Raw genomic sequence first — 20,456 nt, forward strand, 5'->3', positions numbered from 1 at the left:
TAAGGCGCTGGCGCGGGCTTTACAACCCGGTCAACCGGCGTTGAGACGCTCCAGTGCGGCGCGGTGCAGGTCCGGGTTTGCTGCTGCAATCACCTGGCCGCCTTGGTGCACCGGATCGCCCTGCCAATTGGTGACGACACCGCCGGCCGCCTCGATCACCGCGATGGGGGCCTGGATGTCGTAGGCGTTGAGGCCCGCTTCGATCACCAGATCCACCTGCCCCGCCGCCAGCAGGGCATAGGCATAGCAATCCATGCCGTAGCGGGTCAGTCGGACGCGGGCTGCGACGCGCTCAAAACCGGCCCGCTCCTCCGGGGTGCCGACCTCGGGGAAGGTGGTGAAGAGGATGGCCTCCTCCAGCCCGGCCGTTGCGCGGGTCTGCAAGGGCTGCTCGCCCAACGGGCCGGTCATCACGGCCGTCCCCAGCCCGCCACAGAAGCGCTCGCCGGTATAGGGCTGGTCGATGACCCCCAGAAACGGGCCGTTGTCGTCGCCAAGCGCGATCAACACGCCCCATGTGGGCGTCCCGCTGATAAAGCCACGGGTGCCGTCGATCGGATCCAGCACCCAGGTGCGGCCAGAGGTCCCTGCCCTCGTGCCGAATTCCTCGCCCAGGATCGCATCCTCCGGGCGCAGCTCTGACAGAACCGCACGCATGGCTTCTTCCGCCGCGCGGTCGGCGACGGTGACAGGGTCAAACCCCTCTGCCAACTTGTTTTCAGCGTTGAGACCGCGGCTTCGGAAATGCGGCAGGATGGCGGTGCGCGCAGCATCTGCCATCCGGTGAGCAACGTCGAGATCGGAAATATCGGGCTGTGTCATGCCCAAACGGGTGCCACCGGGCGGCCGTTTTTGCAAGGGAAAATGACCGGCTCGCGCCAGCGCTCCGCTCCCTGATTATGCCGGTGCCGTGACCGTTTGCGGCCAAGCGGCATGCTCAGGACGGGACGACACCCGAGGGTGCGATCCCGTCACTGGTCATCAACTGGGTGATCAGGCTGCGTCGCTCAGCACGCGGGCCAGTTCGAACAGGCGCCGACGCTGATTTTCAGGGATGGCATAATAGGACCGCACCAGGTCCAGTGCTTCCTTGTCTCCCATCAGATCTTCCGGGACGGCGACCTTGTCGGACGCGGCCTTGTCCTCTTCCTGCAAACCCTCGAAGAAGAAGCTGACGGAGACGTCCAGCGTGTCTGCGATGTCCCACAGGCGGGACGCGCTGACCCGGTTCGCACCGGTTTCATACTTCTGAATTTGTTGAAACTTGATACCGACCTGTTCGGCAAGCTGCTGCTGTGTCATGCCAATGAGCCACCGACGGTGGCGAATGCGCTTTCCCACATGCACGTCTACGGGATGAGCCATGCGTCTCTCCTAAAACTGTAAATCCGGTCACCCCCGGATCGCCGCTTCCATCAAACCTGACCATCCAGCGTCCTAATGCCGCCGGAACAAGGTTCCCCATCAGGGCGATCCAAGCTCAACCTCCAAGAAAAAGTCTACAACCATTGCGATTGAATGCAAGGCCGTAAACGCCCCGTGCGCAACGCGCACATTCAAATAGTTGATTTCCCATACCATTTTTCAAACGTTTTATTGACAAGTAACTGTAGAAGTCGCGCCTCCCCAAAAATAGCGAGGTGCAGCCCCCTGTGATACCTACCCAGTGTAGCCCGGCGAATCGCTTCGATTCCCGCACAAGCTGAGGAGACGACATGCAGGCCTTTCAGGTTAACAGCTTTGACGACCGCGCCGCCCTGACCACACTTGCCGCGCCCGAACCCGGTCCCGGCCAGATTGCGGTGTCCCTGCGCGCCTGCGGGCTGAACTTCGCGGACCTGCTGATGCAGAAAGGTACGTATCAGGACACGCCGACGCTGCCCTTCACCCTAGGGCTGGAAGCGGCGGGCGTGGTCATCGCCTGCGGGCCAGAGGTGGCAGAGTTCTCGCCGGGCGACCGGGTGGCTGTCTTTGCCGGATCAGGCGGACTTGCGGAAATCGGGGTGTTCGACGCCGACCGGGTGATCCACATTCCCGAGACCATGAGTTTTGAACATGCCGCCGCCATGCAGATCGCCTATGGCACCAGCCACATGGCCCTGGATCACTGCGCGCGCCTCCAGCCGGGCGAAACGCTGCTGGTAACCGGCGCCGCGGGTGGGGTCGGGCTGACCGCGGTGGAGATCGGCAAACTGATGGGCGCCACCGTGATCGCCCAGGCGCGTGACGCCGCCAAGCTGGAAGTGGCCGCCGCCGCCGGGGCCGACCACCTGATTGACGCCAGTGAGGATTTGCGCAGCGCGGTCAAGGCCCTGGGCGGTGCCGACGTGGTTTATGACGCGGTCGGAGGAGAGGTCTGGCAGGCCGCCTTCCGCTCTGCCAATCCCGGCGCGCGGCTGCTGCCGATCGGCTTTGCCGGAGGCGCCGTGCCGCAGATCCCTGCCAATCACCTGCTGGTCAAGAACCTGACCGTGATCGGCTTCTACCTGGGGGGCTACATGAAAATCCGCCCCGCGGTGGTGCGGCAATCCTTCGAGACACTGTTCGCCTGGCACGGCGAGGGGCGCATCAAGCCGCATATCAGCCATTGCCTGCCGCTGGAGCGGGCCGCGGAGGGGCTGGAGCTGCTGCGCGACCGCAAGTCCACCGGCAAGGTCGTCATCACCATGAACGCCACCGACTGACGCCCACCAACACAAGCCGGGCGGCTGCCCCTCGCGCCGCCCCGCTCTGCGGCTCAGCTGGCGACCCGCAGCGGCACCGAACGCAGGTTGGAGAAGCCCTGTCGGATCAAGCCGGCCAGCTCCTCGACATAGGGCGCGCGCACCTTGTCGCCGCCGTATAGGTTGATGTGCTGGCCCGGCAGTTCCGGCAGGGCGCCACCGTGGTCGATCAACTCCTGATGCGGCGGCTGAGTGCCCTCCAGCAGGACGCCGACTGCCAGATCGGCACTGACCGTGGCCTCCACCGTGCGGTCGGATTCACTGTCCAGTGCCATTTCCCAATCCCGCCCGGCCGCATCCAGCGCGGCCGTGGCCACGCCGCGGAAGATGCACTGCCGGCAGAACCCCAGCCGCAGCGGTTGTTGCCGCCAGGCCGAGCCATTGACAGCGCCGACCCAGCGCAGCGGCATCTTGTGGATTGTCTCGCTGCCCGGCTCTTCGCCGGTTTCCGTCGTCAGGATCAGGTCCAGCTTGCCGCGGGAAAACCCGTCCTTGAGCTCGCGGGTGTTGGAGGTCACCAGGTTGACATTGACCCGCGGAAAACTGGCGTTGAACCGCTTCAGCACCTGCGGGATCGCCGGGTAAACGATGTCATGCGGCACGCCGAGGATCACCTCGCCCTCAAACGCCTGATCGGTGAGCCGCCCGATCACCTCGTCGTTCAGCGCCACCATGCGGCGGGCATAGGCCAGCAGCTGCTCGCCCGAGGCCGTGAGCGCGATGCTTCGGCCCGACCGGTCCAGCAGATCCAGCCCCAACACCTCCTCCAGCCGCTTCAGCTGCATCGAAACGGCAGATTGGGTCAGGTGCAGAAAGCCCGCCGCCCGCGTCACACCGCCATGGTCAGCCACCGCCACAAAGGAGCGCAGGGTGGTCACATCGAGATTTCTAGCCATCACAACACCTGATGCTTGCCATCAAAAACATTCGTTTTGAAAATGTGCCATAAGCCGTCATATATATCAACATAATTGATTGCCCCAAAGGTAAGCATCACAAACCCACACCAAAGGATCCGCGCCATGCCGACCGTCACCCCTGCCCACTCTTCCGCCTGCTGCCCGCCTGCCCGGCCCAGCCTGTCGCTGCGCATCGTGCAGCGGTTTGCCCTCTGGCGTCAGCGCCGCCAGCTCGCACAGCTGGACGCCGCGCAGCTTGACGACATCGGCATCAGCGCCGAGGAGGCCCGCACCGAAGCCAGCCGGGGCCTCTGGCACGCGCCGGACCACTGGCACCGCTGAGCCACGACTGCCAGCCTCACCCTCAATACGCACAAGCAGATACGGGTCGCCGCAAGGTGACCCGTATTTGTTGTTTTTTCCTGCAAATCCTCACCGGAAATACTTGAACCGCAACGCTTCAGGCCCGATATTCACGGGGAAAGCTGCGGCCTGTGTCCCCGGACCCGCGCCCGCAGCGAGGGAGTAGATTACGGAGACCACCTGAGATGGCACAATTCGACACCATCCGCTCTGCCGCGGGCGTTCGCACCGCGCAGATCGATGAGGGCCTACGCGCCCACATGAACAAAGTCTACGGCACCATGTCCGTCGGCACGTTCATCACCTTCCTGGCCGCCTGGGCCATTTCCGGGCTCGCCGTGACCACAGATCCGGCCAATGCCGTGGCCCAGCTGAGCAGCGACAAATACCTGACCAACCTCGGCTATGCGCTGTATGCCTCGCCGCTGAAGTGGGTCATCATGTTTGCACCGCTGGCCTTTGTCTTCGGCATCGGCGCCGCGGCCAACCGCATGTCGGCAGCCGGCGTGCAGCTGCTGTTCTACACCTTTGCAACCGTGATGGGCCTGTCGATCAGCTCGATCTTCCTGGTGTTCACCGGTGAAAGCATCGTGCAGGTGTTCCTGATCACCTCGATCGCCTTCGCAGGGCTGTCGCTGGTGGGCTACACCACCAAGAAGGACCTGTCCGGCATGGGTGCCTTCCTGATCATGGGTCTGATCGGCCTGATCGTGGCCTCGATCGTCAACATCTTCCTGGCCTCCTCGGCCATGGCGTTCGCGATCTCGGTCATCGGCGTGCTGATCTTTGCAGGCCTCACCGCCTATGACACCCAGCGCATCAAGAACGAGTACATCCAGCACGCCCACATGGGCGACCAGGAGTGGCTGGCGAAATCCGCGATCATGGGCGCACTGAGCCTGTATCTGGACTTCATCAACATGTTCATGATGCTGCTCCAGCTGCTGGGCAATCGCGAATAAGCGACCGGCACAATCCAAAACAGCGGGGGCGGATCTGAAACGATCCGCCCCTTTTTTATTTTCAACAACACGACAGTCAGAAAGTATTTTCAGATGCAGCTCATCGAGATCCCACCAGCCGGAGCAAAACGCCTGCTCCCGTTGTTGCAGGACCTGCACACCCTGCACGCCACCCACCAGCCCGATCGCCATACCGCCGCCCCTGCCGAGGCGGATCTCGAAGCCTGGTTGACCGACTGGCTGGCCGACGACAGCGTCACCGCAATGGCGGCAGAAAGCCCGCAGGGCAGCTTGCTGGGCTACGCCCTCTATCAGATCGAAACACGCCCCATGCTGCCGGTGCGCCCAGCGGAGACCCGCGCCATGCTGCACCATATCGCTGTCCGCAAGAACTGGCGCCGGATGGGCGTCGGCCAGGCGCTGGTGGCCGCGGTGAAGGCGCGTGCGGTACAGGTTGGCGCAACCGTCGTTGCAACCACCTATGCGCCCTTCAACACGGCCTCCGCCGGGCTGATGCGTTCGATGGGGCTGGAGCCGGTTTTGACCCTTGCGGAATGGCGCGCCTGAGCAGCCCCGCCAATCAGTCGCCTTGAGCCGCCTTGCAGCGCCGCAGGCAGGGCGATCAACCCCTGTACCCCTCCAGCCACATTTGCCGCCGCTGACGGCGCTGCTCAGCGGCCACGGACGCCGGGCGAGAGGTGACCCGCCCCGTGCCCCCGACCGCGGCCAAGGGCTGGACCGCAATCGCGGCAGGCAAAGGCACGCTCTGTCCCGGCTCAAAAGAGCTGGACACCGGCGCGCCGATCCCACCAATCGCCACTGCAAAAACGAAAACTCGCACAGCCCACCCCCAGTCTGCTCAACATCCCACAAGGCAGACGTTAGGCGGACAATGCGGCACAAAGATGCCGACGGCCGTGGCCGACACGGGCCAGGGGCGGAGAACTTGCGGACAAGTTTAACAGACCGCAAACGCAAAACGGGCCGCGGCAACCGCGACCCGTTCTGAAAAATCGTCCCGAGGGGAAGGCTTACTTGATTTTGCCTTCCTTGTACTCGACGTGCTTGCGGACAACCGGGTCGTACTTCCGCACGACCATCTTTTCGGTCATGGTGCGGGCGTTCTTCTTGGTGACATAGAAGTGGCCGGTGCCCGCGCTCGAGTTCAGGCGGATCTTGATGGTGGTCGGCTTCGCCATGGTGCTTCTCCTGCGTCCGGAAAGGCTGCAAGCCTCTCGGTAAATTCCTGTCTGAAGCCCGGCTTTTACCCGCCCCAGCCCCCAAGTCAATAGGATTCTCCCCGGCGTCGGGGGATTTATGCACAGAAGGCCTGTAAGCCGGATCCTGTCCCCCCTGCCCCGAAAGGCAGGGCTCGATGACCATTCATCTGGGCGACGCATTGCTGCGCCGCTCTAGCTGCCAACCCGGTCCCTCTCGGCTGAAGCGAACCTAGCGGCGGTTTTCCGGAAACCCGGAACCTGCCCGCGCGGGGACCCTATTTGGCATTGCTCCCGGTGGGGCTTGCCGTGCCGCCCCTGTTGCCAGGGGCGCGGTGGGCTCTTACCCCACCGTTTCACCCTTACCCGCGCGGGCTGATCCCTTGGCGAACCGCAGGGCCGGCGGGCGGTCTGTTTTCTGTGGCGCTTTCCGTCGGGTCTCCCCGCCCGGGCGTTACCCGGCACCGTTGCTTCATGGAGTCCGGACTTTCCTCGCGGGGTTTGCCCCCCCACGCGGCCATCCAGCCTTCTGTGCGCTCCGAGGGGTAGAAACAATGCCCCGTGGCGTCAAGCGGATAGTTCGGCATGGCGGGCTCGCTCCGATTGGCCTTCTGGGCTCTGCGCTCCCGGAGCGCAGGGCAGAGCCGTGCAGCGGTCAGGCCACGCCAGACGCGCCGGGAAGTGCTGCAAAATCCTCTGCCGCCAGCGCACCCCTGCCCCACGGGCGGAAACGCAGGCGCACCGCCTGCAGCAGAGCCCCGTCCTGCACCGGAGCGGTAAAGCCCGCGGCGCGGGCAGCGGCACGAAAGGCGGTCATGTCGGCGCTGGTCGGCGCTGCGCCGCCGCCACCGGACGGAGCCGCCAGACCCTGGCGCGCCAGCCGCGCCCAGTCAAATCGCGGACCCGGATCAGACTTGCGCCCCGGCGCCATACAGCTATGGCCGATGACCCCCGCCGCCGGTATCTGCCAACGGTCCATGATGCCACGCATCAGTGCCTCCAGCCGGTCCATCTGGAGTGCGCTGAACGGATGATTGCCGCGGTTGTCGAGCTCGATCCCGATGGAGCGGGAATTGATGTCGTCCTGCCCCTGCCATTCGCCCGCACCGGCATGCCAGGCACGCTTGGCTTCGGCCACCAGCTGCCAGATCGTGCCATCTGCCGCGATCAGGTAATGCGCCGAGACTTCACTCGCTGGATCGCACAACCGTTGCAGGGCCGCTTCAGCGCCCTCCATCGCGGTGTAATGCAGCACGATCAGCGACGGCTTCAGGCCGCCCCGACGCGGGCCGAAGTTGGGACTGGGGCACCACAGCGCCCCCTCGGCGTCGGCCCGGCAGGTCAGTTCTGCACCGCCTGCCGGTACGGGGCCGGATCCCAGTCGCAGGCATAGCCATCGCCGTCCGGGTCCAGCGCCTGACGGTCGCGTTTGGGGCCACCGCCCTCGAGAAAGGCGATCTGGGCCTGATCCGGCGAGGCAAAGGCCGCGCAGTTGCGTTCATGTCGCGCGGCAAGGTTCAGGCCGGAGCGGCTGTAGACACGCACGCCCTTGGGGTTGGAGGTGCTGAGCGCGTAGCGCACGATATTGGGGCCGGTATCCGCATCCCGCTCGGGCAACGACGTGGGCTGCACCAGCCGGTACTGCGCGCGCTGGCGTTCCAGCCGGGCCGCGTCACTTTCGATCGTCTGACGCGCGGCGACGGCCTCGAAATCATTTTCATCCGAGATCCCCGCATTCCCGGCCAATGGCGGCGCCGGGTTGGCTGGGCTGGCCTCGAGCGGGGCAACGCCCGAATTGGCCCGGCTTGCAGCCAGCGCCGCGGCCGTCTCCCGGGCCAGGTCAGCGTCGCTGCTGCTTGCGTCGACGGTCGCCACGCCGCCGCCTCCGGTCTGCCCTGCACCCGCCTCGTAGGGCGTGCTGGACACCCGCGCGGGCGGCACCAGCGGATCGCCGTTGATGGTGGTGCCGACGGCAGGCGGTGGCGCGAAGGGATCACCATCAATGCCAACGCCTGCGGCGCTGTCGGGAACCTGGGGGGAACAGGCAGCCATGACCAGAAGGCTGCCTGCGACGGCGTGAGATGCGAATGCGCGCATGGGGTTACCTGTCTGCTCTGCTCAATTGCTGAGGCGGAGGTTTACCACCATTGCTGAGGCTTGGCTACAAAGCCCGCCGCAGACTCCAGCGCATAGGCAGTGTTCAGCAGATCGCCCTCTTCCCACGGCTTGCCGATCAGCTGCAGACCCAACGGCAACCCCTTGGCATCCAGGCCCGCAGGCACTGCGATACCGGGCAGGCCAGCCAGGTTCACGGTCACGGTGAAGACGTCGTTGAGATACATCTGCACCGGATCCGCTTCCGTCATCTCGCCGAGGCCGAACGCAGCCGAGGGGGTCGCCGGGGTCAGGATCGCATCGACACCGGCGGCGAAGGCATCCTCAAAGTCCTTCTTGATCAAGGTGCGCACCTTGCGGGCGCGGTTGTAGTAGGCGTCGTAGAAGCCGGCCGACAGCACGTAGGTGCCAACCATGACCCGGCGCTGCACCTCGGGACCGAAGCCTTCGGCGCGGGTCTTCTCGTACATCTCGGTGATGCCGTCACCTGCTTCCAGCGTCGCGCGATGGCCGTAGCGCACACCGTCGTAGCGCGCGAGGTTCGAGGAGGCTTCCGCCGGGGCGATCACGTAATACGCAGGCAGGGCGTATTTGGTGTGCGGCAGAGAGATGTCGACGATCTCGGCACCGGCGGCCTTCAGCATCTCGGCGCCATCGGCCCAGAGCTTGCTGATTTCCTCAGGCATGCCGTCCATGCGGTATTCCTTGGGGATACCGATCTTCTTGCCGCGGATGTCGCCCGTCAGCATCGCCTCGAAATCCGGGACCGGCAGGTCGGCAGAGGTCGAATCCTTGGGATCGTGGCCACACATCGCCTCGAGCATGATCGCCGCGTCACGCACCGATTTGGTCATCGGCCCGGCCTGGTCCAGCGAGGAGGCAAATGCCACCACACCCCAGCGCGAGCAGCGGCCGTAGGTGGGCTTGATGCCGACGGTGCCGGTAAAGGCCGCAGGCTGGCGGATCGAGCCGCCGGTGTCGGTGCCGGTGGCCGCGAGGCACAGATCCGCCGCCACGGCAGCAGCCGAGCCGCCGGAGGAGCCGCCCGGGGTCAGCTGGGCGTCGTCGCCATCGCGCCGCCACGGGCTGACCGCGTTGCCATAGGCCGAGGTCTCGTTCGAGGAGCCCATGGCGAACTCGTCCATGTTCAGCTTGCCCAGCATCACCGCGCCGGCGTCAACCAACTGCTGCGAGACGGTGGATTCATACTCGGGCTTGAACCCCTTGAGGATGTTGGAGGCCGCCTGGCTGTCCACGCCCTTGGTGCAGAACAGGTCCTTGATGCCAATCGGCAGGCCGCACATCGACGGCGCGTCGCCCGCCTTGATGCGCTCATCCGCCGCGCGGGCGCGTTCCAGCGCAATGTCCGGCGTCTTGTGAACGAAAGCGTTCAGCGCATCGGCTGCATCGATGGCCTTCAGGCAGGCCTCGGTCAGCTCGACAGAGGTGGTGTCGCCCTTGCGCAGCGCGTCGCGGGCCTCTGCCAGGCCCAGTTTGTTCAGATCGCTCATGTCTCTTACTCCACAACCTTGGGCACTGCGAAAAAGCCTTCGCGGGCGTCCGGCGCATTGGCCAGGACCTTGTCCTGCTGGCTGCCGTCGGTCACTTCATCCTTGCGACGCTTGAGCCGCTGCGGGGTGACGGAGGTCATCGGCTCAACGCCCTCGACATCCACCTCGTTCAGCTGCTCGATGAAGCCCAGGATGTTGTTGAATTCGTCTGCCAGCGCCGGCAGCGCGTCATCCTCGACCTTGATCCGGGCCAGTTTGGCCACCTTGGCGGCGGTGCTTTGGTCAATCGACATGGAAACCCTCATCTCGTGTTGGGTAGGCATTTACCGCCGCAAGGGGCGCGCCGCAAGCCTGCAAGGGCGCAGCGGCGCATCTCCCCGTCGCAACGGTGATTTTCGCAGCCCTTGCGCATTCCATTTGCGGCGCGGCCTGATAGGCTGGCACCGGATTTCGCAACCTCCGACAGCAAGAGGATTTTGGCAATGAAAGTGATTTGGCTGGGGCATGGCTCCTTTCGCATGGAAACCGCAGGCCAGGTGCTGCTGGTGGACCCGTGGCTGACCGGCAACCCGGTGCTGCCCGAAGACCAGCACGAGGCGGCGATCGCGGGCGCCACCCATATTGTGCTGACCCATGTGCATTTCGACCACGTGGTCGACGTGCTGCCGCTGGCCAGGCGGCTGGGGGTGCCGGTGGTCGGACAATACGACCTGATGGGGCTGTGGGCGGAGACCGAAGGGGTTGAGACCATCGGCTTCAACAAGGGCGGCACGGTGGATCTGGGCGGTGTGCAGCTGTCAATGGTGCCCGCCTCGCACAGCTCGACCTTCTCGACGCCCGAGGGGCTGCGCACCGGCGGCAGCGAAGTGGGTTACATGATCCACGCCGAGGGCAAGACCATCTACCTGTCGGGCGATACCGACATCATGGCAGACATGGACTGGATGGGCGATTTCTACAAGCCGGAGGTGGGCATCCTGTCGGCAGGCGGGCATTTCACCATGGACATGAAGGGCGCGGCCTATGCGGCCAGGCGCTATTTCAATTTCAAGACGGTGATCCCCTGCCATTACAAGAGCTTCCCGATCCTGGAGCAGGACGCCAAGGCGCTGATCGACGGGCTGCCGGGCGTCGAGGTGATCGAGCCAGAGGTGATGACGCCCATCGAGATCTGAACCGGGCCTGCCGCACGGGCGCGCGGGTCCGCCAAGGGCGCGCGCCCTCCCGCCCGGCGCTGGATCTGCAGCGCAGATCCGCCCCCGTTGGGCCCAGCGCCGGGCCTTGGTGGCCCGGCGCGGCACCTGTGTCAGTCGGCGGACTTCAGTTTAGGCGGCGTGAATGCCGCGCGGGCAGCCGCGGCACGCTCGCGGCAGATGCAGCCGCAGGCATGATCATTCACCAGCCCCATCGCCTGCATGAATGCAAAGGCGGTGGTGGGGCCGACAAATTTCCAGCCGCGTTTCTTCAGCGCCCTGGACAGCGCCACCGATCGCGGCGTGGTCGAAACCGTCTGCGGTTCCGGCAGATCCTCGGGGGCGGGCTCGAAACTCCAGAAAAACGCGGCCAGCGAGCCGACCTCGGCGACCAGTTCCTGCGCGCGGGCGGCATTGTTGATCACCGCCTCGATCTTGCCGCGGTGGCGGACGATGCCCTTGTCCTGCAACAGCCGCGCGACATCCGACGCGCCGAAACCCGCCATCACGTTGAAATCGAACCCGGCGAAGGCGGCGCGGAAATTCTCGCGTTTGTCCAGAATGGTGCGCCAACTGAGGCCGGACTGGAAACTCTCAAGGCAGACTTTCTCGAACAGGCGGATGTCATCGCCCACGGGATAGCCCCATTCCTCGTCGTGGTAGCGCAGGAAATCCGGCGCCGACGCGGCCCAGCCGCAGCGAGGCTGACCATCGGGCGCGGTGTAGATCCGGCTCACTCGCCGCCCCGCAGGAAGTCAAGCCGGGGGTCCATCATGGTGGGCGCCACGCCGATGATTTCCGGCTCCACCACGCCTCCGGTCACGAAGGGGTCCTTTGCGATGCGGGCGGCAAGCTCGTCCTCGGTTTCACCAACGGCAAGGATCGCGCCGCCCTCGCCATCCGTCATCGAGCCGGCCGCGAGGAAGACCCCATCCTCGAACCCCTGCTGAAGCCACGCCTTGTGCGCCTCAAGAAACTCGGCCAGCCGATCCTTCTGGGCGGCAAATGAGAGCAGAATGAAATACATATGTGTCTCCTGTGATGTGAACCAATCGGGGCACAGCGCTGGCGTATCCTCCCCCCGCCCCCGGCACTGCGTCGGCGCGACTGCTGATCGCGAGCCGACAGGTGCAGCGCACGCGCATCGGGCTGCGCCCCTGCAACAGCCGCCCGCAGCCTCGGGGATGCGGTTTCAGGACGCCCCGGCTGCTGGCGGCGCCACGACAGCTCCCAAGGCACGCGACATGGGTCTCGATAGGGCAAATGCCCCCATGCCACAACAGTCCACAACAGGAATGGCCATTGCCGAGCCCATCCGCTGGTTTCGCGTTCAGCGCTTCCGGGCGAAGAAATCCTTCAGCAAGGCGCTCGCCTCGGCCTCGGCAATGCCCTCGTAGACCTCGGGGGCGTGATGCGCCTGCGGGTGCGAGAAGACGCAGGCGCCATGGGCCACGCCGCCGGACTTGGGGTCGGAGGCCCCGTAGTACACCCGCCGGATACGCGCGGCAGCAATGGCGGCGGCGCACATCGCGCAAGGCTCCAGCGTCACATAAAGATCAAAACCGGTCAGCCGCTCGCTGCCGAGGTGGGCGCAGGCTTCGCGGATAGTCAGGATCTCGGCATGGGCGGTGGGGTCGTTCAGCTCCCGCGTGCGGTTGCCCGCCAGCGCGGTCACCTGCCCGTCGGGCGCGATCAGCGCGGCCCCCACCGGCACCTCGCCCCGGCGCGCGGCGGCCCGCGCCTGCTCCAGCGCCTTGTCCATATGCGATTTGAACGTCATGCCTCTTCCTGCCCGCGATTGCGCGCTTTCGCAAGGCGCATGCCTCTTCCTGCCCGCGATTGCGCGCTTTCGCAAGGCGGCGGAATGTTCTATGGCAGCCTTATGAGCAAAACACCCGCATCCCCGAAGGGCAAACCGGCCCCGAAAGCCGCAGCAGGCAAAGCGCCCGCTGCAAATCCGACTGACGGCAAAGCTGCCGAGGGCGACCGCATCGCCAAGGTACTGTCGCGCGCTGGCGTGGCCTCGCGCCGCGAGGCCGAGCGGATGATCGCCGAAGGGCGCGTGTCGGTAAACGGCAAGAAGATCGACAGCCCGGCGCTGAACGTGACGGCACGAGACCGCATCAGCGTCGACGGCCAGCCCCTGCCCGAAGCGGAGGCGCCGCGGATGTGGCTGTATTACAAGCCGATCGGGCTGGTGACCACGACCAGCGACGAAAAGGGCCGCAAGACGATTTTCGACGAACTGCCCGAGGATATGCCGCGGGTCATGACGGTCGGGCGGCTCGACCTGAACTCGGAAGGGCTGCTGCTGCTGACCAATGACGGGGCCATCAAGCGCAAGCTGGAACTGCCCTCGACCGGCTGGCTGCGGCGCTACCGGGTGCGCATCAATGGCCGTCCCCGCGACGAAGATTTTGCGCCGCTGCGCAAAGGGGCGGTGATCGACGGGGAAAAATTCCAACCGATGACGGTGACGCTGGACCGCCAGCAAGGTGCCAATGCCTGGCTGACGGTAGGGCTGCGCGAAGGCAAGAACCGCGAAATCCGCCGCGCGATGGAACATGTCGGCTTCACCGTGAACCGGCTTTTGCGGGTGTCCTACGGGCCGTTTCAACTTGGCGAGCTGAAACCCGGCGAGGTCGAGGAGCTGCGCCCGCGCGTGGTGCGCGACCAACTGGGCCTGGAACCGGAGGAGGCCGCCCCGACCGCGCGTCCGACCCGCGCCCGTGGCAAGCCAGGCGCCAAACCGGGGCGCAGACCCGGCAGCGCCCCCCAGGACAAGGCAACTGGTGGCGCAGGCAAACCGGGCGGACGCCCCGACGGCAAGCGGGGCGACAAACCGGTGCGCGCCCCGGGCGGAAAACCCGCCGCGCCATCGACCGGCCGCCGTGCGGCCCCCGGCGGCCGCGGCACCCCCAAAGGCGCAGGACGCCCGGCGCACCCCGGCGGCGCAAAGCCCCCGGGTGGCAAGAAACCCCGGCGCTGAGACAATTGCGGCAGACTTCCCCCTAGCAAGATCGCAACCTATCCCCTAGGTTTCCAATTAGTTAATCGCTTTTGGCTGCTTTGGGGGATGCTCGCGTGCAGAAAATTGCCTTCGTCGCCTTGTTGATCCTTCTGCTGGGGCTTGGCACCGGCTGGATCGTGGGGGGCTGATCGGATGGCACAGCGCTACGGCGGCAAGTACAGTCCCGATACGAAAACCACGGAGGCGTCCCAGCCCAAGGGCACGCCTGCGGCGCGACGCCCGGCACGGGTGCAGGTCGATCCCGTCGGTCTGCGCGCCAACCTGATGTTTGTTCCGCCGGCGCTGCTGACGCTGCTGTCCCTGACCGACGGCGCCACCGGGCTTGCACTCGGGCTGGTGGGCGCGCTGTCCTGGACCGGCGCGGCGCTGCTGCTGCGCGAGGGGCTGAAAGCCGAAGCCGCTTACCAGGCGCGCAAGGTCGCGCGCCGCCCCGCCCTGCCCCGCAAGATCCTGGCCGCGGTCCTGTCTGGCGGCGGCGCGGCGCTGGCCGCGGCCAAGGGCGATCCCAGCATCGTGACAATGGCGCTCTACGGCCTCGCGGCCGCCGGGCTGCATCTCGCGGCTTTTGGCCTTGACCCCTTGCAGGACAAGGGCGCCGACGGGGTTGACGATTTTCAACGCTCGCGCGTGGCCCGTGCCGTCGACGAGGCCGAAGCCAACCTGTCGGCGATGACGCAGGCCGTGCAGCGCACCCGCGACCGGCAGCTGGAAGCACGGGTGGAACAGTTTCAGGCCATTGCCCGCGAGTTGTTCCGCACCGTCGAAGAGGACCCGCGCGATCTCACCGCCGCGCGCAAGTACCTGACCGTCTATTTGCGGGGCGCAAAGGATGCTACTGTGAAATTCGCCGACATCTATGACCGCAGCGGCGATCAGCAGGCCCGCATCGATTACCTGGCTCTGCTGGACGATCTGGAACAGAATTTCGCCGCCCGCACCCGCAAGCTGCTGGTTGAGGACCGCACGGATCTGACCGTTGAAATCGACGTGCTGCGCGACCGCTTGCAGCGTGAAGGGGTCCACCTGGACCGGAACTGATGAGTGAGGAAGCCATTTATGTCCCAAGCAATTCAAACCAAGGCCGCTGAGGCCGAAACTCTGGTTCAGGAAGTCACCGCCACCCAACTGCCCGAGCCCAAGGCCGAGGTGCAGAGGCTGGAGGAGGCCGATGCCGAGACCTCCGAGGCGATCCGCAAGCGGATGAACCAGATCGATATGGCCGATACCAACTCGATCATCCACTTCGGTTCCGACGCGCAGGCGGAGTTGCAGACGATCAGTCAGGCGATGCTGGCGGATGTGCGCAACAAGGACGTGGGCCCGGCTGGCGACAGCCTGCGCAACATCGTCACCACCATTCGCGGCTTCTCGGTGTCGGAACTGGACATGCGCCGCAAGCCGTCCTTCTGGGAGCGCCTGCTGGGCCGCGCCGCGCCCTTTGCCAAGTTCACCGCCCGCTATGAAACCGTGCAGGAGCAGATCGACAAGATCACCGATGACCTGCTGGGCCATGAACACACGCTGCTGAAGGACATCAAGTCGCTGGACCTGCTGTATGAAAAGACGCTGGAGTTCTACGACGAGCTGGCGCTTTACATCGCCGCGGGCGAGGCCAAGCTGGCCGAGCTGGACGGCACCGCCATCCCCGCCAAGGAGGCCGAGGTGCAGGCGGCGCCCGAAGGCGACCAGGTGATGAAGGCGCAGGAATTGCGCGATCTGCGGGCCGCCCGCGACGACCTGGAGCGCCGGGTGCATGACCTGAAGCTGACCCGCCAGGTCACCATGCAGTCGCTGCCCTCGATCCGGTTGGTGCAGGAGAACGACAAGTCGCTGGTGACCAAGATCAACTCGACCCTGGTGAACACCGTGCCGCTGTGGGAGACCCAGCTGGCGCAGGCGCTGACCATCCAGCGTTCGGCGCAGGCAGCCGCTGCCGTGCGCGATGCCAACGACCTGACCAACGAACTGCTGACCTCGAACGCCGCCAACCTGCGCCAGTCGAACGAGATGATCCGGCAGGAGATGGAGCGCGGCGTGTTTGACATCGAAGCGGTGAAACAGGCCAACGCGGATCTGATCGGCACCATCCAGGACAGTCTCAAGATCGCCGACGAGGGCAAGGCCAAGCGCGCCGCCGCCGAGGCCGAGCTGCAGAAGATGGAAGCCGAGCTGCGCGACACGCTGGCCGCCGCCAAGGCCCGTCGGGACGGGGTGGGCGACAATGCCGGCACCGCGGTGCCGGGCTGAGCCATGCGGCGGGTCGCGGCACATAGGTCTGTGCTCGGTCGCAGCGCCGCCCTTGGCGCTCTGGTTGCGACGGCGGGCTGTCTTCCGATGTCAAAACCGGAGTCGCTGGTGCCGCGCCCGCGCCCGGCCACGCTGCAACCGGCGGTCTACGAACCCTCCGCCGACAGCGCCCAACTGGCCTATTACTACCAGACCCTGCAACGGGACCTGCTGACCCGCGGGTTGCTGCGCACCGATGGCGGCGGGCCCGACACCCCCTACGACGCCGAGGATCTGGCCGAGAGCTTTGAAGCGCTGGCCTTCTACGATGAATACGGCGGCTCCGACGTGGCCGGGGAACTGGGGCGCTGGGACAAGCCCGTGCGCATCGCGGCCGAGTTCGGCCCCTCGGTTCCGAAGTCCCAGCGCGACGCCGACCAGCAGATGCTGGGCGACTACGCGGCGCGGCTGGCACGGATCACCCGGCACCCGATCAGCATGGTCAGCAGCCGCGCCAATTTCCACGTGATCTTCGCCAGCCTCGACGACAGCGCCTTTGTCGCCGAGCGGGTGCGCGAGCTGCTGCCCTCGATCAGCGCCAAGGACCTGTCGCTGCTGGCCGCCCCGCCGCGCAACTACTACTGCCTGGTGATCGCCGGTGGGCCGCAGGAGGATCCGCTCTCCTACAGCCACGGCGTGGCCCTGATCCGCGCCGAACACCCCGACCTGGTGCGCAAAAGCTGCGTGCATGAGGAAGTCGCGCAGGGCCTGGGTCTTCGCAACGACAGCCCGCGGGCGCGGCCTTCGATCTTCAACGATGACGACGAATTCGCCCTGCTGACCAGTTTCGACGAGAAGCTGCTGCAGATGCTGTATGATCCAAGACTGAAGACGGGCATGCGTGCCGAGGACGCCCGCCCGATCGTTCGCATCCTCGCCCGCGAGGCGACCGGCCGCGACCTGTAGGCCGCCACATGAAGAGGACCTGACTGATGGGTATTTTCGATTTTCTCAAGGGTGAATTCATCGATGTCATTCACTGGGTGGATGATACCCATGACACGATGGTCTGGCGGTTCGAGCGCGAAGGCCACGCGATCAAATATGGCGCCAAGCTGACGGTGCGCGAGGGCCAGGCGGCGGTTTTCGTGCATGAGGGCCAGCTGGCGGATGTCTTCACCCCCGGTCTCTACATGCTGGAGACCAACAACATGCCGATCATGACGACGCTGCAGCACTGGGACCACGGCTTCCAGTCGCCGTTCAAGTCCGAGATCTATTTCGTCGACACCACCCGTTTCAGCGATCTGAAATGGGGCACCAAGAACCCGATCATCTGCCGCGACCCCGAATTCGGCCCGGTGCGGCTGCGCGCCTATGGCACCTACACGATCAAGGTGGCGGACCCTGCCCGCTTCCTGACCGAGATCGTCGGCACCGACGGTGAATTCACCATGGACGAGATCTCCTTTCAGATCCGCAACATCATCGTGCAGGAGTTCTCCCGCGTGGTGGCAGGCAGCGGTATCCCGGTCCTCGACATGGCCGCCAACACCGCCGATCTGGGCAAGCTGGTGGCGGCAGAGATCTCCGGTACGCTGGCAGAATACGGCCTGATGATGCCCGAGCTTTACATCGAGAACATCTCGCTGCCGCCGGCAGTGGAGGAGGCATTGGACAAGCGCACCCAGATGGGCGTGCTCGGCGATCTGGGCCGCTACACCCAGTTTTCTGCCGCAGAGGCGATGACGGCGGCGGCCCGGACCCCGAACAGCGGCATGGGCGCCGGAATGGGTATGGGCATGGGTATGGCGATGGCCCAGCAGATGGCGCAACAGATGGCACCGGGTGCGGCGGGTCAGCCTTCGGGCCCCTGGGGCGCCCGTCCCGCCCCCGCTGCGGCGGCCCAGGCCGCGCCTGCCGCAAGGTCGCAAACCGCCCCGGTGGCACCTCCGCCGCCCCCGGTGGAGCATGTCTGGCACATCGCTGTCGACGGTCAGACCTCCGGGCCCTTCTCCAAGGCCCGCATGGGGCGCATGGCGCAGGATGGCACCCTGACCCGCGACACCCATGTGTGGACGCCCGGGCAGGATGGCTGGAAACGGGCCGGGGACGTGATCGAACTGGCACAGCTGTTCACCATTCTGCCGCCGCCCCCGCCTCCGCCGCCACCCGCGGGCTGACCCTCGCCATCTTGCTGCTGCCCCTGCCCGACTTTCGACCGCCCTTTACCTGACAGGTACGCCCGACCGTGACGATGCCGCCGCCGCCGATTGCGCCCGAAACCGCCGCCGAAACCACCCACCGCTTTCCCTGCGAGAATTGCGGCGCGGACTACACCTATGATCCGGCCACCGGCCAGCTGACCTGTGCGCATTGCGGCCATACAGACCGCATTCGCAGCGGCCCCTGGAAGGGATCCGCGCTGAAGGAGCTGGATTTTCACGCCGCGGTGGCGGAGCAGCTGCCCGAGATCGAAACGGAAGTCACCCGGGTCAGCACCTGTCCCAACTGCGCCGCCCAGGTGGAGTTCGACCCTCAGACACACGCCCGGGAATGCCCCTTTTGCGCAACGCCGGTGGTCACGGACACGGACGAGAGCCGACAGATCAAGCCCAAGGCTGTGCTGCCCTTCGCCATAACCGAACGCCTGGCGCATCAGGCGATGAGCAACTGGCTGGGGCAACTGTGGTTCGCGCCCAGCGGGCTGAAGCAATATGCCCGCAAGGGGCGGCGCATGCAGGGCATCTATGTGCCCTATTGGACCTATGACGCCCAGACCCGCAGCACCTACCGCGGAGAGCACGGCACGGTGTATTACGTCACCGAGCGTGTCCAGCGCAATGGCCGTACCGAAACCCGCCAGGTCGCCAAGGTGCGCTGGCGCCCCGTGGCGGGACGGGTACAGCGCTTCTTTGACGATGTTCTGGTCCTCGCGTCGCGAAGCCTGCCGAAACGCTACACCGACGCGCTGGATCCCTGGGACCTGTCGCAACTGGAGCCTTACCAGCCGCAATACCTGGCCGGGTTCCGGGCCGAGGCCTATGGCGTGGACCTGGAAACGGGTTTTGCCGAAGCCCGCCAGCGGATGGACCGGGTGATCGAGCGGGACGTGCGGTTTGACATCGGCGGCGACCGCCAGCGCATCCACGCGATCGACACGCAGGTCTCGGACGTCACCTTCAAACATATCCTGCTGCCTGTCTGGCTGGCCGCCTACAAGTACCGTGGCAAGACCTATCGCTTTGTCGTCAATGGCCAATCCGGCAAGGTTCAGGGCGAACGCCCCTATTCCGCCATCAAGATTGCCCTTGCTGCGCTAACGGCCGCGGTCGTGGTTGCAGCGGTCGCCTATCTGGCTGGACAACAGTAGATCGTCTCGCCAAAGAGCCCCGGGACACCAACACAGAGAGCCTGAGCATGCGCGCTTTGATACAAAGGGTTACAGAAGCCTCGGTCACTGTAGACAAAGAGGTCTGCGGCGAAATCGGCCCCGGCCTGCTGGTCCTGGTCTGCGCCATGCAAGGCGACGATGAGGCGGCGGCCGAGCAACTGGCCGCGAAAATCGCCAAGCTGCGCATCTTCAAGGACGAGGCCGGGCGGATGAACCGCTCGGTGCTGGACACCGGCGGCAGCATCCTGGTCGTCAGCCAGTTCACCCTGGCAGCGGACACCCGCAGCGGCAACCGTCCCGGCTTTTCGCAGGCTGCCCCGCCGGTGGAGGGCGAACGCCTCTACCTGCATTTCGCCGAAGCCGTGCGGCAGCAGGGCCTGACCGTCGCCACCGGCCGCTTTGGCGCCGACATGAAGGTGGCGCTGGTCAATGACGGGCCGGTGACCATCTGGCTGGATACCGCACAGCGCTGAACCGACCGGTGGCCGCTGTGACCGGATCGAAGCAAGGTGACTCGCGTCGGGGTCAACAGGGCTGGTTGAGACGTGGCATGCCCATGTTTGCGGCAACATTTTGGCAACTCCAGGTTGCGAGCTAGCGACGTCAGCGCAATTAAATTAAGCGTTTGCGGCTCCGTAGGGTAAAAAAATTCTGGTCGCATTCCGGCCGGAAATTTGATTTACACGCCGCACGACAATCTGAATACGGCACCTAACCACACAAAGGCGACGCGCTGCGATTTCGCCATGACTCTGCATGTGCGCCCCCTCCGGGGCCGCCGCGAATAATCCTTGCGAGGCTGCGGCAAATGCGCAAATCTTG

At 65.5% G+C, this 20,456-nt stretch carries 23 protein-coding genes and 1 other RNA gene; 12 read left to right on the forward strand and 12 right to left on the reverse strand.

From position 1 onward, the window contains the following. Positions 1-30: 30 nt before the first annotated feature. Positions 31-822 (reverse strand): histidinol-phosphatase, encoded by a 792-nt coding sequence (gene hisN, locus ACZ52D_RS01910; protein ID WP_464442371.1) that lies wholly within the window; start codon positions 820-822, stop codon positions 31-33. A gap of 171 nt (positions 823-993) precedes the next feature. After that, positions 994-1,365 carry a helix-turn-helix domain-containing protein gene (locus ACZ52D_RS01915; protein WP_222453979.1) on the reverse strand — a complete coding sequence of 124 codons (372 nt, stop codon included), beginning with the start codon at positions 1,363-1,365 and terminating at the stop codon, positions 994-996. 350 nt (positions 1,366-1,715) lie between these two features. On the opposite strand from ACZ52D_RS01915, the gene ACZ52D_RS01920 reads away from it, so the two are divergent. Continuing rightward, on the forward strand, positions 1,716-2,684 hold the full coding sequence (locus ACZ52D_RS01920; protein ID WP_464442372.1) for an NADPH:quinone oxidoreductase family protein: 969 nt from the start codon (positions 1,716-1,718) through the stop codon (positions 2,682-2,684). Positions 2,685-2,737: 53 nt separating this feature from the next. Here the strand turns inward: ACZ52D_RS01920 and ACZ52D_RS01925 are convergent, their stop codons facing one another. Beyond that, positions 2,738-3,619, reverse strand: a complete 882-nt coding sequence (locus ACZ52D_RS01925; protein ID WP_222453981.1) for a LysR family transcriptional regulator — start codon at positions 3,617-3,619, stop codon at positions 2,738-2,740. 126 nt (positions 3,620-3,745) lie between these two features. Between ACZ52D_RS01925 and ACZ52D_RS01930 the strand changes: the two genes are divergently transcribed. The 3 genes from ACZ52D_RS01930 (at position 3,746) to ACZ52D_RS01940 (ending at position 5,514) form a co-directional block, all read left to right on the forward strand. Further along, positions 3,746-3,964: a DUF1127 domain-containing protein gene (locus tag ACZ52D_RS01930; protein ID WP_464442373.1), complete on the forward strand. Its 219-nt coding sequence runs from the start codon at positions 3,746-3,748 to the stop codon at positions 3,962-3,964. 206 nt (positions 3,965-4,170) lie between these two features. After that, positions 4,171-4,947 (forward strand): Bax inhibitor-1/YccA family protein, encoded by a 777-nt coding sequence (locus tag ACZ52D_RS01935; RefSeq protein ID WP_464442374.1) that lies wholly within the window; start codon positions 4,171-4,173, stop codon positions 4,945-4,947. Between the two features lie 93 nt (positions 4,948-5,040). Continuing rightward, positions 5,041-5,514: an N-acetyltransferase family protein gene (locus tag ACZ52D_RS01940; RefSeq protein ID WP_464442375.1), complete on the forward strand. Its 474-nt coding sequence runs from the start codon at positions 5,041-5,043 to the stop codon at positions 5,512-5,514. Between the two features lie 464 nt (positions 5,515-5,978). On the opposite strand, the gene rpmG is transcribed toward ACZ52D_RS01940, so the two are convergent. From rpmG to gatC, 6 genes are all read right to left on the reverse strand, one after another. Next, complete coding sequence (gene rpmG / locus ACZ52D_RS01945) at positions 5,979-6,146, reverse strand: 50S ribosomal protein L33 (RefSeq protein WP_008554190.1); 168 nt, start codon at positions 6,144-6,146, stop codon at positions 5,979-5,981. Between the two features lie 118 nt (positions 6,147-6,264). Then, positions 6,265-6,697: RNase P RNA component class A (rnpB, locus tag ACZ52D_RS01950), an RNA gene on the reverse strand. A gap of 122 nt (positions 6,698-6,819) precedes the next feature. Then, positions 6,820-7,509, reverse strand: coding sequence for an N-acetylmuramoyl-L-alanine amidase (locus tag ACZ52D_RS01955; RefSeq protein ID WP_464443101.1), 690 nt, complete (start codon positions 7,507-7,509; stop codon positions 6,820-6,822). Further along, positions 7,506-8,261: a hypothetical protein gene (locus ACZ52D_RS01960; RefSeq protein ID WP_464442376.1), complete on the reverse strand. Its 756-nt coding sequence runs from the start codon at positions 8,259-8,261 to the stop codon at positions 7,506-7,508. The genes ACZ52D_RS01955 and ACZ52D_RS01960 overlap by 4 nt, the downstream gene beginning before the upstream one ends. 41 nt (positions 8,262-8,302) lie before the next feature. Beyond that, a complete protein-coding gene (gene gatA, locus ACZ52D_RS01965; RefSeq protein WP_464442377.1) occupies positions 8,303-9,790 on the reverse strand; it encodes an Asp-tRNA(Asn)/Glu-tRNA(Gln) amidotransferase subunit GatA in 1,488 nt (495 codons plus the stop codon). Positions 9,791-9,795: 5 nt separating this feature from the next. Then, the gene (gene gatC / locus ACZ52D_RS01970) at positions 9,796-10,083 is read right to left on the reverse strand and encodes an Asp-tRNA(Asn)/Glu-tRNA(Gln) amidotransferase subunit GatC (protein WP_019295734.1); all 288 of its coding nucleotides are present in this window, start codon (positions 10,081-10,083) and stop codon (positions 9,796-9,798) included. 189 nt (positions 10,084-10,272) lie between these two features. Here gatC and ACZ52D_RS01975 point away from each other — a divergent pair, with 189 nt between their 5' ends. After that, on the forward strand, positions 10,273-10,965 hold the full coding sequence (locus tag ACZ52D_RS01975; RefSeq protein WP_464442378.1) for a metal-dependent hydrolase: 693 nt from the start codon (positions 10,273-10,275) through the stop codon (positions 10,963-10,965). A 131-nt stretch (positions 10,966-11,096) separates the two neighbouring features. Here the strand turns inward: ACZ52D_RS01975 and ACZ52D_RS01980 are convergent, their stop codons facing one another. The 3 genes from ACZ52D_RS01980 to ACZ52D_RS01990 all read right to left on the reverse strand — a co-directional run bounded on the left by ACZ52D_RS01980 (position 11,097) and on the right by ACZ52D_RS01990 (position 12,763). Continuing rightward, positions 11,097-11,720, reverse strand: coding sequence for a DNA-3-methyladenine glycosylase I (locus ACZ52D_RS01980; RefSeq protein ID WP_464442379.1), 624 nt, complete (start codon positions 11,718-11,720; stop codon positions 11,097-11,099). Then, positions 11,717-12,010: a YciI family protein gene (locus ACZ52D_RS01985; protein WP_222453989.1), complete on the reverse strand. Its 294-nt coding sequence runs from the start codon at positions 12,008-12,010 to the stop codon at positions 11,717-11,719. Before ACZ52D_RS01985 ends, ACZ52D_RS01980 begins: the two co-directional genes overlap by 4 nt. Positions 12,011-12,313: 303 nt before the next feature. Beyond that, positions 12,314-12,763 carry a nucleoside deaminase gene (locus ACZ52D_RS01990; RefSeq protein WP_464442380.1) on the reverse strand — a complete coding sequence of 150 codons (450 nt, stop codon included), beginning with the start codon at positions 12,761-12,763 and terminating at the stop codon, positions 12,314-12,316. A 102-nt stretch (positions 12,764-12,865) separates the two neighbouring features. Here ACZ52D_RS01990 and ACZ52D_RS01995 point away from each other — a divergent pair, with 102 nt between their 5' ends. From ACZ52D_RS01995 to dtd, 7 genes are all read left to right on the forward strand, one after another. Further along, positions 12,866-13,972: a pseudouridine synthase gene (locus tag ACZ52D_RS01995; protein ID WP_464442381.1), complete on the forward strand. Its 1,107-nt coding sequence runs from the start codon at positions 12,866-12,868 to the stop codon at positions 13,970-13,972. Positions 13,973-14,146: 174 nt separating this feature from the next. Beyond that, positions 14,147-15,052, forward strand: a complete 906-nt coding sequence (locus ACZ52D_RS02000) for a 5-bromo-4-chloroindolyl phosphate hydrolysis family protein (RefSeq protein WP_464442382.1) — start codon at positions 14,147-14,149, stop codon at positions 15,050-15,052. A gap of 18 nt (positions 15,053-15,070) precedes the next feature. Then, positions 15,071-16,261: a toxic anion resistance protein gene (locus tag ACZ52D_RS02005; protein WP_464442383.1), complete on the forward strand. Its 1,191-nt coding sequence runs from the start codon at positions 15,071-15,073 to the stop codon at positions 16,259-16,261. A gap of 87 nt (positions 16,262-16,348) precedes the next feature. Further along, on the forward strand, positions 16,349-17,206 hold the full coding sequence (locus ACZ52D_RS02010; protein WP_417473428.1) for a DUF2927 domain-containing protein: 858 nt from the start codon (positions 16,349-16,351) through the stop codon (positions 17,204-17,206). A gap of 26 nt (positions 17,207-17,232) precedes the next feature. Then, a complete protein-coding gene (locus ACZ52D_RS02015; protein ID WP_464442384.1) occupies positions 17,233-18,423 on the forward strand; it encodes an SPFH domain-containing protein in 1,191 nt (396 codons plus the stop codon). 74 nt (positions 18,424-18,497) lie between these two features. Beyond that, entirely contained in the window at positions 18,498-19,613 is a 1,116-nt protein-coding gene (locus tag ACZ52D_RS02020) for a TFIIB-type zinc ribbon-containing protein (protein WP_464443102.1), read from the forward strand. A gap of 47 nt (positions 19,614-19,660) precedes the next feature. Further along, positions 19,661-20,107, forward strand: a complete 447-nt coding sequence (gene dtd, locus ACZ52D_RS02025) for a D-aminoacyl-tRNA deacylase (protein WP_417473426.1) — start codon at positions 19,661-19,663, stop codon at positions 20,105-20,107. Positions 20,108-20,456 lie beyond the last annotated feature (349 nt).

Source organism: Leisingera sp. S2M4, assembly GCF_055398055.1.

What these genes read in the sequence shown, in the direction of transcription:
- hisN (WP_464442371.1), bottom strand. Translation starts at nt 822, where the DNA reads ATGACACAGCCCGATATTTCCGATCTCGACGTTGCTCACCGGATGGCA.
- ACZ52D_RS01915 (WP_222453979.1), bottom strand. Translation starts at nt 1,365, where the DNA reads ATGGCTCATCCCGTAGACGTGCATGTGGGAAAGCGCATTCGCCACCGT.
- ACZ52D_RS01920 (WP_464442372.1), top strand. Translation starts at nt 1,716, where the DNA reads ATGCAGGCCTTTCAGGTTAACAGCTTTGACGACCGCGCCGCCCTGACC.
- ACZ52D_RS01925 (WP_222453981.1), bottom strand. Translation starts at nt 3,619, where the DNA reads ATGGCTAGAAATCTCGATGTGACCACCCTGCGCTCCTTTGTGGCGGTG.
- ACZ52D_RS01930 (WP_464442373.1), top strand. Translation starts at nt 3,746, where the DNA reads ATGCCGACCGTCACCCCTGCCCACTCTTCCGCCTGCTGCCCGCCTGCC.
- ACZ52D_RS01935 (WP_464442374.1), top strand. Translation starts at nt 4,171, where the DNA reads ATGGCACAATTCGACACCATCCGCTCTGCCGCGGGCGTTCGCACCGCG.
- ACZ52D_RS01940 (WP_464442375.1), top strand. Translation starts at nt 5,041, where the DNA reads ATGCAGCTCATCGAGATCCCACCAGCCGGAGCAAAACGCCTGCTCCCG.
- rpmG (WP_008554190.1), bottom strand. Translation starts at nt 6,146, where the DNA reads ATGGCGAAGCCGACCACCATCAAGATCCGCCTGAACTCGAGCGCGGGC.
- ACZ52D_RS01960 (WP_464442376.1), bottom strand. Translation starts at nt 8,261, where the DNA reads ATGCGCGCATTCGCATCTCACGCCGTCGCAGGCAGCCTTCTGGTCATG.
- gatA (WP_464442377.1), bottom strand. Translation starts at nt 9,790, where the DNA reads ATGAGCGATCTGAACAAACTGGGCCTGGCAGAGGCCCGCGACGCGCTG.
- gatC (WP_019295734.1), bottom strand. Translation starts at nt 10,083, where the DNA reads ATGTCGATTGACCAAAGCACCGCCGCCAAGGTGGCCAAACTGGCCCGG.
- ACZ52D_RS01975 (WP_464442378.1), top strand. Translation starts at nt 10,273, where the DNA reads ATGAAAGTGATTTGGCTGGGGCATGGCTCCTTTCGCATGGAAACCGCA.
- ACZ52D_RS01985 (WP_222453989.1), bottom strand. Translation starts at nt 12,010, where the DNA reads ATGTATTTCATTCTGCTCTCATTTGCCGCCCAGAAGGATCGGCTGGCC.
- ACZ52D_RS01990 (WP_464442380.1), bottom strand. Translation starts at nt 12,763, where the DNA reads ATGACGTTCAAATCGCATATGGACAAGGCGCTGGAGCAGGCGCGGGCC.
- ACZ52D_RS01995 (WP_464442381.1), top strand. Translation starts at nt 12,866, where the DNA reads ATGAGCAAAACACCCGCATCCCCGAAGGGCAAACCGGCCCCGAAAGCC.
- ACZ52D_RS02000 (WP_464442382.1), top strand. Translation starts at nt 14,147, where the DNA reads ATGGCACAGCGCTACGGCGGCAAGTACAGTCCCGATACGAAAACCACG.
- ACZ52D_RS02005 (WP_464442383.1), top strand. Translation starts at nt 15,071, where the DNA reads ATGTCCCAAGCAATTCAAACCAAGGCCGCTGAGGCCGAAACTCTGGTT.
- ACZ52D_RS02010 (WP_417473428.1), top strand. Translation starts at nt 16,349, where the DNA reads ATGTCAAAACCGGAGTCGCTGGTGCCGCGCCCGCGCCCGGCCACGCTG.
- ACZ52D_RS02015 (WP_464442384.1), top strand. Translation starts at nt 17,233, where the DNA reads ATGGGTATTTTCGATTTTCTCAAGGGTGAATTCATCGATGTCATTCAC.
- ACZ52D_RS02020 (WP_464443102.1), top strand. Translation starts at nt 18,498, where the DNA reads ATGCCGCCGCCGCCGATTGCGCCCGAAACCGCCGCCGAAACCACCCAC.
- dtd (WP_417473426.1), top strand. Translation starts at nt 19,661, where the DNA reads ATGCGCGCTTTGATACAAAGGGTTACAGAAGCCTCGGTCACTGTAGAC.